Consider the following 15,808-nt stretch of genomic DNA (forward strand, 5'->3'; position numbering starts at 1 on the left):
ATGTCCGTGCACGTGATCGCCGACGACGCCGAGGCACTCGCCGTCGCGGCCGCCCTGGCCGACGAGTTCCGTACGGGCGCCTCCGCGCGGGACGCGGAACGCCGCCTCCCCCGCGCGGAGCTGGACCGGCTCTCCGCCAGCGGGCTGCTCGCCGTCACCGTTCCGGCCGAGCACGGCGGAGCGGACGTCGGCGCACTGACGCTGGCCGAGGTCTTCCGGCTGCTCGCCACGGCCGACGGCAGCCTGGCCCAGATCCCGCAGAGCCACTTCGCCTACGTCAACGTGATCCGCCGTCAGGGCACCGCCGAGCAGCGGAAGTTCTTCTTCGCCGAGCTGCTCGCCGGGCGCCGCTTCGGCAACGCCCAGTCGGAGGCCGGCACCAAGCACGTCCAGGACATCCGCACCCGGCTTCACCCGCGGCCGGACGGCTCGTACGTCCTCAGCGGCGTCAAGCACTACTCCACCGGCGCCCTGTTCGCCCACTGGATCCCGGTGCTCGCCCGGGCCGCGGACGACGACCTGCACGTCGCGTACGTGCCGCGCGACTCCCCCGGTCTCACCGTGATCGACGACTGGGACGGCCTGGGCCAGCGGACGACCGCCAGCGGAACCGTCCGCCTGGAGGACGTCCCGGTGCCCGCCGACCGGGTCCTGCCCCACCACCTCACCTTCCGGGGCCCGCAACTGCACGGCGCCGTGGCGCAGTTGCTGCACGCCGCCATCGACACCGGGATCGCGGGAGGCGCGCTGACGGCCGCCGCCGAGTTCGTCCGGACGAAGAGCCGCCCCTGGTTCGAGAGCGGCGTCGACACGGCGGCCGAAGACCCGTTGCTGATCCAGCAGTTCGGGGAACTCGCCCTCCGCGTCCGGGCAGCCGAGGCGCTGCTGCGCGAGGCCGCCCGTACCGTCGACGCGGCGCGAGGCGACCTCACCGACGCCACGGCGGCCGAGGCGTCCATCGCGGTGGCCGCCGCGAAGGTGCAGGCGGCGAGCGCCGCGGTGGAGGTGGCGAGCGCGCTCTTCGACGTGGCCGGCACCCGGTCGGCGCTCGACTCCCTCAATCTGCACCGGCACTGGCGCGACGCGCGCACCCACACGCTGCACGACCCCGCCCGCTGGAAGATCCAGCACATCGGACGCTACGTGCTGGCCGGCACCCGCCCGCCCCGCCACGGCCTGCTCTGAGGAAACCCGCCGATGACCCCACTGATGGCCCCAGCGATGACCTGTCCTCCCTCCTCGCACCCCTGATCGGAGCTCCCGTGTCCCTCACCTTCCACTGGTTCCTGCCCACCAACGGCGACAGCCGCCACGTCGTGGGCGGAGGCCATGGCACCCCCGCCGGTGCCTCCGGCCGGGACCGGCCGCCCACGGTCGCCTACCTGAGCCAGATCGCCCGCGCCGCCGAGGACCTCGGCTTCGTCGGCGCGCTGACCCCCACGGGGGCCTGGTGCGAGGACGCGTGGCTGACCACCGCCATGGTCAGCCAGCACACCGAACGCCTGAAGTTCCTGGTCGCCTTCCGCCCCGGCTTCGTCTCCCCCACGCTCGCCGCGCAGATGGCCTCCACGTTCCAGCGGCAGACCGGCGGACGGCTCCTGCTCAATGTCGTCACGGGCGGCGAGAGCCACGAGCAGCGGGCCTACGGAGACTTCCTCGACAAGGACGACCGCTACCGCCGGACCGGCGAGTTCCTCCAGATCGTGCGGGAGCTGTGGGAGGGCAAGACCGTCGACCTGACCGGGCAGCATCTCCACGTCGAGGACGCGAAGCTGGCCCGCGTCCCCGACCCGGTCCCGGAGGTGTACTTCGGCGGCTCGTCGCCCCTCGCCGGTGAGGTCGCCGCCCGGCACGCCGACGTCTACCTCACCTGGGGCGAGCCGCCCGCGCAGGTCGCGGAGAAGATCGCCTGGGTGCGCGGGCTCGCGGCGAAGGAGGGGCGGACGCCGCGCTTCGGCATCCGGCTCCACGTGATCACACGCGACACCTCCGAGCAGGCCTGGGCGGAAGCGGACCGCCTCCTGGCGGGCTTCGACCCGCAGACCGTGCGCGCGGTGCAGGCCGGGCTCGCGCGCAGCGAGTCCGAGGGCCAGCGCCGGATGCTGGCCCTGCACGACGGCGGAAGCCGTGCCGCCCTGGAGATCCACCCCAACCTCTGGGCCGGCATCGGCCTGGTACGCGGCGGCGCGGGAACCGCTCTGGTCGGCAGCCACGAGGAGGTCGCCGCCCTGATCAAGGAGTACGCGGCGCTGGGGATCGAGGAGTTCGTCCTGTCCGGCTACCCCCACCTGGAAGAGGCGTACTGGTTCGGCGAGGGAGTACTGCCACGCCTGGCGGCAGACGGCCTGTGGCGCCATCCGTCGGGGCCTCAGGAGGCGCCCTCGGCACAAGTACCGTTCACGAACTGAGCCGGCACCCGGCCGGCGAGGGCCGGCCGGGGCCCTCGCCCGGGCCTGATGCCCGGTGACGGCCGTGGCAGCCGCTGTGTGCGCGCACCTGGGTACGCGTACTCATGTGTCACCCCATGCCGGCGCTTACCGTCACGTGCATGCGCAAGATCTCCCTCCGCAGAGCCCCTGCCGCCGGACGGTCCGTGGTGGTGCCCGTCGTCGCGGCCGCGGTGGTGGCGCTGTCCGCTGCTGCCGCGGTGGCGGGGAACTCCGTGTGGAACGGAGAGCCGTATCCCTCGGCCGATCCCGATGCGGTCGCGCAACGGCTCAACGACCGGTCCGACGAGGTGTACGACGGCTTCGGGCTGCCGGACACGTACGCCGCGGCCCCGGGCCGGGTCGACACCGGCGCCTGCTCCTACCGCGGGCTGCGGGGCTTCGCCCATGTCGACGAGGCGCGTAGTGACGTCCGGAGTTTCGGACTTGACTGGAGCGTGCCGCACGTCCCCGAAGCCACCGCGCGAGACGCTCAGGAGCGCGTGCGGCGGCAGCTGGTGGAGCGGGGCTGGAAGCGCACACACGACTGGGGCCGCCGCACGGGCGCGTCCTCGCTCCAGCTGGGCTTCCGCTTCGAGGATCCGAGGGGCGACCAGGTCGACGTCCAGTGGAACGACGCGACCACGACGCTGTTCATCAGCGTCTACGCCCCCTGCGGTCAGGTGCCCGACACGTTCGACGAGCACCGCTGGCCCGCGGCGGACTGGGACCCGCGCGAGTCGGCCCCGGGCCTCTGAGGGGGACTCCGCGCGCGGCAGATTGGCTCGTTCCCAGCGTTGACGTGACCCCATCAAGTGCATAAGAACTCTCCTTACAACGATGTAAGAGCCGGCGAGCACCCCGGCCAGCCGGCCGTGCACCGCGACACGAGGAGCCTTCGATGCACCTCCCGTCCACGCGCCTCAGACCGACGCGCCCCGCGCGTCCGCAAGCGGGCTCACGACCACGCCACACCCTCGGCATCCTGCTGAGCGCCCTCGCCCTGCTCCTGGGCGGCGCCACCGCCCTGGCGCCCGCCGCCCAGGCCGCCCCCACCCCCTGGACACCGAAACCGGCGCCGATGACGACGCCGTGGACCGGCCAGGTCTCCCGGGACAACCCGCTTCCGGAGTATCCGCGGCCCCAGCTGACCCGGCCCGACTGGAGCAACCTCAACGGCATCTGGGACTTCGCCGTCACCTCGGCGAACGCCGGCCAGCCGGCCTCCTTCACCGACCAGATCCGGGTCCCCTTCGTGGCGGAGTCCGCGCTCTCCGGCATCCAACGCAAGATCACCCAGAACGACAAGCTCTGGTACAAGCGCACGTTCACCGTGCCGTCGAACTGGAACGGGCGCCGCGTCCAGCTCAACTTCGGCGCCAGTGACTGGCGTACGACGGTGTGGGTGAACGGGCAGCAGGCGGGCGGCGCCCACGACGGCGGCTACGACGCCTTCGGCTACGACATCACGCCCCTGCTCAACGGCGGCACCAACACCATCGTGGTCTCGGTGTTCGACCCGACACAGACCGGCGGCCAGGCCGTGGGCAAGCAGCGCATCAACGACGTGACGCCCCACCCCGGCGGCGGCATCTTCTACACCGCCGCCTCCGGCATCTGGCAGACCGTGTGGCTGGAGCCCACCTCCGCCGCCCACATCACCCGCCTCGACATGGTGCCGGACCTGGGCGGATCGGCGCTGCGCGTCACCGTCCGGGGCAATGGGACCAGCGGCCGGAGCGCACGCGTCACGGTCAGCTCCGGCGGCACGACCGTGGGCACGGCGACCGGCGCGGTCGGCTCACAGCTGACGGTGCGGATCACCGACCCGCACCTGTGGACGCCGGACGATCCGTTCCTGTACGACGTCAAGGCAGAACTCCTCTCCGGCTCCACGGTGTCGGACTCCGTCGGCAGTTACGCGGGCATGCGGTCGATCTCGCGCGGCACGGTCGACGGCAAGCAACGGCTGCTGCTCAACGGCACGTTCGTGTTCCACAACGGCACCCTCGACCAGGGGTACTGGCCGGACGGCATCTACACCGCCCCCACCGACGACGCCCTCAAGTACGACCTCCAGAAGCACAAGGACCTCGGCTTCAACATGGTGCGCAAGCACATCAAGGTGGAGCCGCAGCGCTGGTTCTACTGGGCCGACCGGCTCGGCCTGCTCGTGTGGCAGGACATGCCCTCGATGGACACCCGCACACCGGACTCGGCGGCCCGCACCCAGTGGGAGGCGGAGTTCGACCAGATCATCGACGAGCACCGCAGCTCCCCGTCGCTCGTGATGTGGGTCAACCAGAACGAGGGCTGGGGCCAGTACGACCAGGCCCGCATCGCCGACAAGGTGAAGGCGGCCGACCCCTCGCGCCTGGTCGACAACATGAGCGGCATCAACTGCTGCGGCTCGGTCGACGGCGGCAACGGCGACGTCGTCGACCACCACATCTACGTGGGCCCGGGGGTGACCAGACCGTCCGCGACCCGCGCCGCCGTCCTCGGCGAGTACGGCGGCCTCGGACTGCGGGTGCCGGGCCACGAATGGTCACCGGGCAACGGCTTCTCGTACGAGGACCAGGCCGACGCCGCCCATCTGAACAACCGCTTCATCGGCCTGATCGACGCACTGCGCCTCCAGCAGATGCCGGCCGGTCTCTCCGCGTCGGTCTACACCGAGATCACCGACGTCGAGAACGAGGTGAACGGCCTGCTGACCTACGACCGTCAGGTGGTCAAGGTGGACGCGGCGCGGGTCAAGGCGGCGAACCAGGCCCTGATCAACGCGTCGAAGAGCCCGCCCGCGCCGACGACCCTGCCCACCGGACCGAAGGCGCTGCGGGTCACCACCCCCGGGCACACGGACCGCTATCTCCGGCACAAGGACGCGCTGGCCTACACGGAGGTCGTGAACAGCGGCAGCAGCGACCTGCTGAAGAACGACGCCACCTGGCGCATCGTGCCCGGCCTCGCCGACAGCTCCTGCTACTCCTTCGAGTCGCGCAACTACCCCGGCGAGTACCTGCGCCACCGCGACTTCCGGGTCCACCGGGAGGCCGGTGACGGCTCGGCGCTGTTCCGTGCGGACGCCACGTTCTGCGCGGTGCCGGGACAGGGCGGCGTCCGTCTGATGGCCCAGAACTACCCGGGCCAGTACCTGCGCCACTACAACGCCGAGGTGTACCTCGCCGTCCCCGGCGGATCCCGCCCCTCGGACAGTCCGAGCTCCTTCACCGAGGACACGACCTGGGTCGTGGAGGCACCCTGGGCGCCCTGATCCCGGGCAGGGCCGCGCTTCCGGGCAGGGCCGGCTCCATCTGGCCTGGGGGTTTTCCCCCAGGCCAGACGGAGGAAATCCGCGTTCCGGTGGACGCCGGCGGAGGCCTACCGTGAAGTTGTCCGGCCCGGCGGTCCGTATCGCCGGGCCGGGCGGCCCACCTGTCCGCCCCACCACATCCGCAATCCGCTATTCGCTATTCGCTATCCGTACTCGGTAATCCGTACTCCGCAGCGGGAGTTGTCATGATCGAGGCCGCGACCCTCGCCTCCACCACCCCCAGCGCGCCGGAGCGCCCCGGGACGCCGTCCGGCACTCGGGGGGCGCGTGGCCTCGCGCGCGCCGTGGGGCGCGCCCCTTTCTCCCGGCGGGCGTGGGCCGAGGCCGCTTACTGCCTGGTCGGGTTTCCGCTCGGGCTCTTGGGGGGTGTGCTGCTCGCGGTGGTGCTGGCCTTGGGGGCGGGGTTCACCGTCTCGGTGGTGTTCGCGCTGCTCGGGGCGCTGCTGTTCGTCGCGGGGCTGCTGCTGGCCCGGGCGCTGGGCGGTGTCCATCGCCGCCTCGCGGCAGGGTTCCTGGGGGACCGGACGCCCGCGCCGCCGCCGCTGCGGCCGGAGGGGCGGTGGGTCAGCCGCCTCGACGCCCGGTTGTGGGACGGGGCGGGCTGGCGGTCGGCGGCCTACGTCCTGGCGAAGCTGCCGGTCAGCTGTCTGGGGGCGTATGCCGTCCTGTGGTGGCTGGTGGGCCTGATCGACCTCACCGCGCCCCTGCGGTGGGCGGTGTTCGGGCAGCACCCCGAGCCGGGGGCGCGGGAGGGGATGCCGGTGCTCACGCCGGTCCCGGTGGGCGGCCTCGACGCGGACACCTTCGCCGGCACGTTCCTCGCGGTCGCCCTCGGCGTGATCACGCTGCTGTGCGCGCCCTGGGTGACCCGCCTGGTGACGCAGGCCGACCAATGGCTGATCGGTGCCCTGCTCGGACCCGGGCACCTGGTGGACCGGGTGCGGGACTTGGAGGAGACGCGGGCGCTTGCCGTGGACGACTCGGTGGCGCTGCTGCGGCGCGTCGAGCGCGATCTGCACGACGGAGCACAGGTCCGGCTCGTCGCGGTGGCGATGACCCTCGACATGATCAGGCAGCGCCTCGACGAGAGCGAGGGCGCCGGTGACGGTGACGGTGACGGGCACGCTCACCGGAGTGCGCCGCTGGACGTCGCGCGTCTGCGGCAGCTCGTCGAGGGCGCGCATCACAACGCCACCGCGGCCCTCACCGAACTGCGTGATCTGGCCCGCGGCCTCCATCCCCCGGTCCTCGACGACGGCCTGCCGGACGCGCTCGCCACGCTCGGTGCGCGCAGCAGCATCCCCGTCGACCTGGTGACGGACATACCGGAGCGCCCGACCCCGGCCATCGAGACCATCGCGTACTTCTGCGCCGCCGAACTGCTCGCGAACGTCATCAAGCACAGCGGGGCGCAGCGGGCCTCGATCACGGTGGCCCAGCTGGACGGGCGGCTGTACCTCCAGGTCGGTGACGACGGGCACGGCGGCGCGGACGCAGGAGCGGGCAGCGGTCTGACGGGCCTGGCGCAACGCGTCCGTACGGTCGACGGGAGGATGGAGGTCCGGAGCCCCGAGGGCGGGCCGACGGCGGTCACGGTCGAGCTGCCGCTGCACGCGTGAGAGCATGCCGCCATGCGCGTCGTGATCGCCGAGGATGCCGCGGTACTGCGGGAGTTGCTGGGCCAGATGCTCGCGGAGCGCGGGCACGAGATCTGTGCGTCCGTGAGTGACGCGGTCACGCTGCGTGCCGCGGTCGCCGAGCACCGCCCGGACGTCACGGTGACCGACATCCGGATGCCGCCGACCCACACGGACGAGGGACTGCGCGCGGCCATCGACATCCGCCGCGACCACCCCGGCACGGGGGTGCTGCTCTTCTCCCAGTACGTGGAGACGAAGTACGCCACGCGACTGCTCGCGGCGGGATCCGCGGGCGTCGGCTACCTGCTCAAGGACCGGGTGGCGAACGTCGCGGAGTTCACCGACGCCCTGGAGCGGGTGGCCGCGGGCGGTACGGCGCTGGACCCGGAGGTGGTGACCCAGCTGGCCGGGGCCGGCCGGCGGGCGGAGGAGCTCGCGCCGCTCACCGACCGTGAGCGCGAGGTCCTTTCGCTGATGGCCGAGGGGCGGTCCAACGCGGCGATCGCACAGAGTCTCGTCGTCTCGGCGGGCACCGTCGAGAAGCATGTGGCCGCCGTCTTCAACAAACTCGGGCTGCCCGCGTCACATGACCACAACCGGCGCGTTCTGGCGGTTCTCCGCTACTTGCGCGGGTGATCGGGATCAAGCCATCGGAACACATCGTTCCGAAGGACATAGACATATGCCACAAGCAACCCCGCGTCGTGTGTTGCCAAATGCCTTACGAGCCACCCCGCGCTGTGCGAAAGTCATTAGCGGTCCATCCCGCCCGTTTGGTCGCACCGCACCCTCAACGGAGCACCTCATGCCGTCCCATGTCTTCGCGGACCGCCCTTCCGCCCAGCCGCCTGAGCGCGGCTCGGTCGAAGCGCTGATCACGCAGACGCGCCGGCTCCGCGGTGAGGTCGACGCCGTGCGCCGTGAGGCCGGGCCCGACCAGAGCGACCCGCAAGGACGCTGGCAGCGCGCCCTGTGCGACCTCGCGGTCCACCAGCTCAACGACCTGGACGAACACCTCGCCCAGTTACGGGACGGACCCGTGCAACCGGCCGTGGAGCCCATCGCTCCGGCCGTGACCCCGCCGCTCGAACCGCAGCACGGCTCGCTGCTCAGCCGGGTCGGCAGCGCGGAGTGGAACCTCCTGAGCGACGAGGCGAGCTGGTCGGGCGAGCTGTACCAGATCCTCGGCCGGGACCCGAAAGCTCCCCCGCTCTCCCTCGACGAACTGCCCTCCCTGGTGCACGTCGACGACCAGCCGATGCTGACGGCCATGGTCACGGACTGCCTGATCGACGGGAAACCGATCGACGGCGAGTTCCGCATCACGCGTCCCGACGGGGGCGTCCGACAGGTGCACATGATGGGCGAGCCCGTGCTCGCCGCTGACGGCAGCACCGCCTCGATGTGGGCGGTCCTGCGCGACGTCAGCGAGCTGCGCCGCAGCCAGCGAACGGTGCGCGAGACCCGTGACTCGCTGCAGCGCCAGCGGCACATCGCGCAGACAGAGCACCGGCTCGCGGTCGAACTGCAGGAGGCCGTGCTGCCGCCGTGGCGCGGCTCCCTGCGGTTCCCGCACGGCGGACCCGCGGCGCTCGACCTCGCCGCGCACTACCTCCCCTCGTCGACGAGCTCACTGATCGGCGGCGACTGGTACGACGCGATGGAGCTGCCCGACGGCCGGTTCCTGCTCAGCGTCGGCGACCTCACCGGCCATGGCGTCACCGTCACGACGGGCATGGCGATGCTGCTCGGCGCCGTGCGCGGCATGGCGGTCGCCGGGGCGCACCCCGCGCAACTGATGAGCTGGCTGAATCAGTTGCTGGACACCACCGCGCAACCGGCCCTCGGCAGCGCGGTCTGCTGCCAGTACGCCCCGGCCACCCGCACCCTCAGCTGGGCACAGGCGGGCCACCCCGCCCCCTTGCTGTTCCGTGACGGGACGGGGCGCGCGCTGACGCCACCCGTCGGCGTGATCCTCGGAGCGACCTCCGGAGCCACGTACGAGCAGGCCGAAGTGCGCCTGGAGCCCGGCGACCTGCTGTTGCTGCACACCGACGGACTGGTTCCCCGGCGCACCGGGGACGCGGCCACGAGCCGACTGCTCGCCCTCGCGCCGCGCTTCACGGACACGCGGTGTGCTCAGGAGTGCGTACGGACAGTCGTGGAAGAGTTCGGCGTGGCCCCGCGGGAGGACGACGCCTGCCTGCTGATCGCACGGATCAACGCCTGAGAGTCACCGACGCTCACCGAGCCGCCGGAACCCCCGCCGGAGGAGCCGTAGAACGAACAGCGGACCTGTCCCGGTGCCTCAGGCGCGGATCCGGCTGCCACCTCCGGCCTTGGCCGCCGCCTTGGGCAGGGCCAGCTTGATCTCCTCGCGCAGGTCCTCGATCTTCGGGTAGCCGGAGTACTGAGCCGTCAGGCGGTACATCTCGCGCAGCCGGTCCCAGGTGCGGTGCGAGGAGTTCGACCCCATCGACACCAGCGCCAACCGTGCGTACCGGTCGGCCTGTTCAGGGTCGTCGGCGATGAAGCACGCCGAGGCCAGCGAGATGTAGTCGAAGATCTGCGAGCGGTCGCGGCCCTTGGACCGCAGGTCGATCGCCTCCCTGGCGTGGCGCTGGGCGGTGTTGGCGGCGGACGCGTCGTGATCGGCGAGGGTGCGGAAGGCCAGGGCCTGCATGCCGTGCATGTCCGCCTCGTCGAACATCTGCATCCAGCTCGGCGGGGGCACGTCCCCCTTGTCGGAGACGAACAGGTCCTCGGCGATGCCGAGCGTGCGGCGCATCGCCTGCCCCTTGCCCATCGACGCCTGCGCCCAGGCCTCGATGGTGTAGAGCATGGCCTGCGTGCGCGGCAGCATCTCCTCGCCCGAACCCGACTGGGCGAGCTTCATGAGGTCCAGTGCGTCGTCCGGGCGGCCGATGTGCACCATCTGGCGCGCGGCTCTGGACAGGGCCTCACCGGCGCGCGGCCGGTCGCCGCCCTCGCGGGCCGCGTGCGCGGCGATCACGAAGTACTTCTGTGCCGTCGGTTCGAGGCCGACGTCGTGCGACATCCAGCCCGCGAGGACGGCGAGATTGGCAGCGACGCCCCACAGGCGGCGCTGGAGATGATCGGGGTGTCGGTAGGCGAGCATGCCGCCCACTTCGTTGAGCTGTCCCACCACAGCCTTGCGCTGCAGACCGCCGCCGCGCGCCGCGTCCCAGGCCCGGAACACCTCGACGGAGGTCTCCAGTTCCTCGATCTCCTGCGACCCGATGGGGGCGGCCTCATAGCGGTCGAACCCAGCGGGGTCGGCGTGCAGGGGATGGTTGGTTCGGGGAGCGTCGGCAACGAGGGCCGGATCGGTGTGCAGCCAGTCGTGCATGGCGCTGCTGAGTGCGGAGCCGGCGGCGAGCGCGGCACCCGCGCCCACCAAGCCGCGTCGGTTGAGCATGAGGTCCATTCCCGTGAATTCGGTGAGGACCGCGGCTGTCCGTTCGGGCGCCCACGGCACGCCGTCGGGGTGCTCCACACCGCCGTCGCCTCGCCGTTTCCCCACGCGCCCGTGCCGGACCAGACCAAGATCCTCAATGGTCACGACACGGCCGAGACGCTCGGTGAACAGAGCCGCCAAAACCCGGGGCACGGGATCGCGGGGGATTTCTCCCATGTCGATCCAACGCCGTACCCGCGAGGTGTCGGTGGCCAGCTGCGGATGGCCCATGGCCGCCGCCTGCCGGTTCACCAGTCTCGCGAGCTCCCCTTTTGACCAGCCTGCCAGGCCGAATAGGTCCGACAGTCGGGTGTTGGGTTGTCCGTTCACGTCAAGCCCCCAGGTTCTCGGCTGAGTTGACAGTAACCCTCTGTCAGTTGCTGGGCGACTATTCGCCAGGGTTCGCCAGGGTGCGCCACATGGTGTGCCAGGGGACGCCGGGTGTCAGGTAGGAATGCGCCACCCCGACCCGGCCCACCGCGGGACATTCCCCAGGGTGCTCCCAAGGGAGCCGGGGCGGGAGCGCAGCAACTCGCAGGCACACGAAGGGATCTGTATCGCCCATGTACACAGCATCGTCCTCCGTGTCCGCCCCGCCCCGGCCACTGCACAGCCGACAGCCCGGCAGCGGCCCGTATCTGGAGCCCGCGCGCCCCGCGGCCGGATCGCTCGGCGCCGGCCGAACGCGACGCTTTCCGGGGCCCGGGACGCAACCGCTCAGCGGGAGACTCGACTTGTCAGGCCCCCAAGGGGCGCAACTGCGCACCGCGATCGCCTCGGTGCACCGCATCTGTCCGGAGTTCAATCCGGTCCAGGTGCTCCGCCGCAGCGGACGCACCGTGCTGCTGGTGGGGACCACCGGACGCAGCACCGCGATCGCCAAATGTTTACTGGACCACTCCCCCGCGTGGACCGAGCGGATCCGGCACGAGATAGCGGCCTACCGCTCGTTCGTCCGGCACCGTCCTCCCGTCCGGGCCCCGCGGCTCATCGCCGCGGACCCCGAGGACTGCACGCTGGTGATCGAGCGGATGCAGGGACGCGTCGCCGCGCTGTCCCGCCACCCCGTGGAGCCGCCGCCCCGCGCGGACGTGCGCCTGGCGCTCAACGCCATCCGCCACCTGAACCGGTGGCGTCCACCGCAGGAACTGTTCGGCAGGCCCATGGACTACGGCAAGCGGATCAACCGCTTCCATGAACTGGGGCTGCTCACCGACCGGGACATGGGCGACCTGCAGAAGCTGCTGCACGGCATCGCGCACTCGGCCGGGCAGCACGGCACCTGGCAGTTCTGCCACGGCGACGCCCTGCTGTCGAACATCCTGCTGTCCCCCGCGGGCCCGGTCTTCGTGGACTGGGAGCACGCCGGCTGGTACCTCCCGGGCTACGACCTGGCGACGCTGTGGTCGGTGCTCGGTGACGCACCGGTGGCGCGCCGCGAGATCAGCCAGCTGGCGCAGGAGCAGGGCCCGGCGGCGCGTGACGCCTTCCTGGTGAACCTGATGCTGGTGCTCACCCGCGAGATCCGTACGTACGAGATGGCCGTGCAGCGCTCGATGCACGACACGACCCCGACGGCGCCGGGTCCGGCCCACCCCGGTGCCGCACCGTCCGGCGAGGAACAGCGGCTGTTGCTGAGGCGGCTGCACGACGACTGCCAGCTGGCCCGCCGGGCCGTGCGCGCGGCGGTCGGTACTCGCTGAGGGGGATGAAGGTCCGCAGTGCGTCGGGGAAAGCGGCGCACTGCGGACCTTCGTATGCCTCCGGCGACTACCGCGTGACTATGACGTGGTGAACTGCACCGCGTCCACGTCGAAGGAATTGTCCTGCGGCGACGTGAAGACCAGGTACAGCTTGTGGGTGCCGGCCAGGGCTTCGACCGGCACGTCGGGCGTGGCCTGGTAGGTGTCCCAGCCCCCGGTGTCGGGGACGGGCGTCGTGGCGAGCAGCTTCCCGTCCGGGGCGTCCGCGCGCAGTTCGATCGAGCCGACGCCGTAGGGCGAGGACAGCTTGTAGCTGACCTTGCTGACACCCTCGACGCTCATGGGGCTGTAGGCGATCCAGTCGCCGTCACTGATGTCGCCGATGCGTTTGCCGTTCTCGGCGCCCTCCTGGGAGACGATGCGGGTTCCCGACTGGTCGTCGTGGTACTCCGCCTGCTTGTGCTTGGGGTGCAGGACCGAGCGCCCGTAGCCGGTCAGGGCGCTGACGCCGTCGCCGCCCTTGTCGGTGTACTTCGCGTTGAGGACGTACGTGAGGTCGGCGCCCTCGGGGTGGCCGCCCAGGTCACCGGTGTCCACGGTGCCCTCGCAGCCGGGGATGTCGGTGGTGGGGTGCTCGTGGTCATCGTGGCCGAGGGCCGGGTTGACGGTGACCTTGGAGCAGTCGATCGTGCCGTCCTCGGGGTCGGTGACCGTGACCTTGTAGGGGATCTTGTCGCCGAACTCGATGAGCTTGCCGTCGACCGGCGTCTCGACCTTCACCATGGGTGCCGTGTTGCCCGCGGTGACGGGCACGTTGGCGTAGCCGGACTTGCCGGTGGAGTCGGTGACCTTCAGCTGGGCGTTGAAGTCGCCCTTGGTGTCGTAGGTGTGGGAGGGGTTGGCCTCGGTGGAGTCGTAGGTGCCGTCGCCGTCGAAGTCCCAGGCGAAGGTGAGCGGGTCGCCGTCCGGGTCCTTGCTGCCCTCGCTGGAGAAGTCGACCTTCAGCGGGGTCGGGCCGTTCGTGACGGAGGCCTTGGCCCGGGCGAGCGGGGTGCGCCGGCCCTGGGAGTAGTCGATGCGGTAGAGCCCGGAGTCGTTGTTGCCGCCGCCGAACTCGCTGCCCCATTCCAGGACGTACAGCGAGCCGTCGGGTCCGAAGGTCATGTCCATGGGCTTGGCGAACTTCGCCGACTTCAGGAAGTCGTTGATCTTCAGGAGCTTCCCGTCCTTGTCGAAGCGGATCTCCTTGACCGAGTCGCGGGCCCACTCGTAGAAGAAGCTCGCACCTTCGAAGTAGGCGGGGAACTTGGTCGTGGAGGGGTTCTTGGGGTCGTAGTGGTAGACGGGACCGCTCATCGGTGCCGAGCCGCCCGCGCCCATCTCCGGGAACTCCTTGGATTCGCCGTAGCCGTACCAGATCTCCGGCTGCTGGAGGGACGGCAGGTCCTTCAGGCCGGTGTTGTTGGGCGAGGGGTTGGTGGGCTTGGCGCAGTCGAACTTGGCGCCGACTTCCTGGGTGTCGGGGTTGTAGGGGGCGTACGCCTGGTTGTTGCCGTGGCAGAAGGGCCAGCCGAAGTTGCCGGCCTTCTTGATGACGTTGTACTCGACCAGGCCCTCGGGGCCGCGGTTGGTCTCGGGGGCGCCGCGGTCGGGGCCGTAGTCGGAGGCGTGGACGTAGCCGGTCTTGGGGTCGACGGTGAAGCGGAAGGGGTTGCGGAAGCCCATGGCGTAGATCTCGGGGCGGGTCTTCGCGGTGCCCTTGGCGAAGAGGTTGCCCTTGGGGATGGTGTAGCCGCCCTTGTCGGTGGGCTTGATGCGCAGGATCTTGCCGCGCAGGTCGTTGGTGTTGCCGGCCGTGCGGGCGGCGTCCAGCAGCTGCTTGCCCGGGCGCCAGTCGAGCGGGGCGTAGCCCTGCCAGTTGGGGTCGAGGTTGGGCGGGACGTCGTCGCCGACGCCGAGGTAGAGGGTGCCGCCCGGGCCGAACTCGACGGCGCCACCGGTGTGTCCGGGCTCGGGGAAGGTGCGGTCGCGGTAGGCGGGAACGTCCAGGAGCTTCTTCTCGCTGGCGAGGTCGAGGGTGTTGTCCTTCTTGACCGTGAAGCGGGAGAGGCGGTTGACGTCCTCCTTCGCGGACGCGGGCGCGTAGTAGAGGTAGATCCAGCGGTTGGTGGCGAACTTCGGGTCGAGCTCCATGCCCACGAGGCCGTCCTCGCCGCCGGTGTAGACGTCGAGCTTGCCGGCCGTGGAGGTGGAGTGGCTCTTCGGGTCGAAGATCTTCACCTCGCCGCTGCGCTGGACGTAGAAGACCTGGCCGTTCTTGGCGACGTCCAGCTCCATCGGGTCGGCGGTGTTGTCGTCGAGCGCGGTCTTCTCGTAGCCGGACCAGACCGTGCCGCCGCAGTCGCCGGGCTTGTTGCCCGCGGCCCACCGGATGCCGCCGAGCACGTGCTCGCGGAAGGCCGGTTCGGAGTACGACGCCTTGTCGTGGCCCATGGCGGTGGCCCAGACCTTGCCGCCCTCGGCGTTGCGGCACCAGGAGATGGGGTGGTCGGCGCCCATCTTGGAGCCGCCGGGGTCGTACGTGGTCTCGTCGGCGGTGACCAGGACGTGCACGTCGCCGCGGGGGTTCTTGTCGAAGTTGTACCACTCCTCGGGGCGCTCCCAGCGCTCGGGAAGGCCCTGGGTGGAGGGGTGCGCGCGGTCGGCGACCTTGGCGGTGCCCTTCAGGACGCCCGGTGAGTGGGCGGGCATGTGGGCGCCCGCGTTGATGAGGTCGTCCCACCAGGGGAAGGAGTCCTCGACGCCCATGTCGAGGGTGTTGTGCAGGGCGACGACGCCCTTGCCGCTCTTGACGTAGGCCTTCATGGCGTCGCGCTGGGCCTCGGTGTCCCAGACCATGCCGGAGTTCTGCAGCATGATGATGACGTCGAAGTCCTTGAGCTTGGCGTCGTCGAAGACCGTCGCGTCGGCGGTCTCGACGACCTCGAAGCCGTTCGCCGCGGCCTGCTCCTTGACCATCTGGACGCCGGCCGGGATGGAGCCGTGGACGTAGCCGACGGCCTTGGTGAAGAGCAGGGCGCGGAAGGCGGGCGCCTTGTCGGCGGCGCTCGACGTGGCGGGCAGGAATCCGATGGCGAGGAGCAGCGCGGCGAGGCAGGCGATCAGCGTTCTTCGCGGGCCTCTCGCGTCACGCGGCCTGATGTCACGCACATGACAGTCCATGA

10 protein-coding genes are annotated in these 15,808 nt (G+C 71.0%); 8 read left to right on the forward strand and 2 right to left on the reverse strand.

Going from position 1 to position 15,808, the window contains the following annotated elements; genetic code table 11:
- The 7 genes from QBL25_RS05770 to QBL25_RS05800 all read left to right on the forward strand — a co-directional run bounded on the left by QBL25_RS05770 (position 1) and on the right by QBL25_RS05800 (position 9,633).
- Positions 1-1,185 carry an SfnB family sulfur acquisition oxidoreductase gene (locus QBL25_RS05770; RefSeq protein WP_409055892.1) on the forward strand — a complete coding sequence of 395 codons (1,185 nt, stop codon included), beginning with the start codon at positions 1-3 and terminating at the stop codon, positions 1,183-1,185.
- 77 nt (positions 1,186-1,262) lie between these two features.
- Complete coding sequence (locus QBL25_RS05775) at positions 1,263-2,408, forward strand: LLM class flavin-dependent oxidoreductase (protein WP_409055893.1); 1,146 nt, start codon at positions 1,263-1,265, stop codon at positions 2,406-2,408.
- A gap of 140 nt (positions 2,409-2,548) precedes the next feature.
- Positions 2,549-3,184: a hypothetical protein gene (locus tag QBL25_RS05780; RefSeq protein WP_409055894.1), complete on the forward strand. Its 636-nt coding sequence runs from the start codon at positions 2,549-2,551 to the stop codon at positions 3,182-3,184.
- A gap of 143 nt (positions 3,185-3,327) precedes the next feature.
- Positions 3,328-5,703 (forward strand): AbfB domain-containing protein, encoded by a 2,376-nt coding sequence (locus QBL25_RS05785; RefSeq protein ID WP_409055895.1) that lies wholly within the window; start codon positions 3,328-3,330, stop codon positions 5,701-5,703.
- A gap of 245 nt (positions 5,704-5,948) precedes the next feature.
- Positions 5,949-7,382, forward strand: a complete 1,434-nt coding sequence (locus QBL25_RS05790; RefSeq protein WP_409055896.1) for a sensor histidine kinase — start codon at positions 5,949-5,951, stop codon at positions 7,380-7,382.
- 12 nt (positions 7,383-7,394) lie between these two features.
- Positions 7,395-8,039, forward strand: coding sequence for a response regulator (locus tag QBL25_RS05795; RefSeq protein ID WP_409055897.1), 645 nt, complete (start codon positions 7,395-7,397; stop codon positions 8,037-8,039).
- Between the two features lie 169 nt (positions 8,040-8,208).
- Complete coding sequence (locus tag QBL25_RS05800) at positions 8,209-9,633, forward strand: PP2C family protein-serine/threonine phosphatase (RefSeq protein WP_409055898.1); 1,425 nt, start codon at positions 8,209-8,211, stop codon at positions 9,631-9,633.
- A gap of 78 nt (positions 9,634-9,711) precedes the next feature.
- Here QBL25_RS05800 and QBL25_RS05805 read toward each other — a convergent pair whose 3' ends face one another.
- Positions 9,712-11,211, reverse strand: a complete 1,500-nt coding sequence (locus QBL25_RS05805; protein WP_409055899.1) for a hypothetical protein — start codon at positions 11,209-11,211, stop codon at positions 9,712-9,714.
- Positions 11,212-11,444: 233 nt separating this feature from the next.
- Between QBL25_RS05805 and QBL25_RS05810 the strand changes: the two genes are divergently transcribed.
- A complete protein-coding gene (locus tag QBL25_RS05810) occupies positions 11,445-12,584 on the forward strand; it encodes an aminoglycoside phosphotransferase family protein (protein WP_409055900.1) in 1,140 nt (379 codons plus the stop codon).
- Positions 12,585-12,662: 78 nt separating this feature from the next.
- Here QBL25_RS05810 and QBL25_RS05815 read toward each other — a convergent pair whose 3' ends face one another.
- Positions 12,663-15,806 (reverse strand): ThuA domain-containing protein, encoded by a 3,144-nt coding sequence (locus tag QBL25_RS05815; RefSeq protein WP_409055901.1) that lies wholly within the window; start codon positions 15,804-15,806, stop codon positions 12,663-12,665.
- Positions 15,807-15,808: the final 2 nt, after the last annotated feature.

It is taken from the genome of Streptomyces sp. SYP-A7185 (genome assembly GCF_046103685.1).
Taxonomy (GTDB): Bacteria; Actinomycetota; Actinomycetes; order Streptomycetales; family Streptomycetaceae; genus Streptomyces.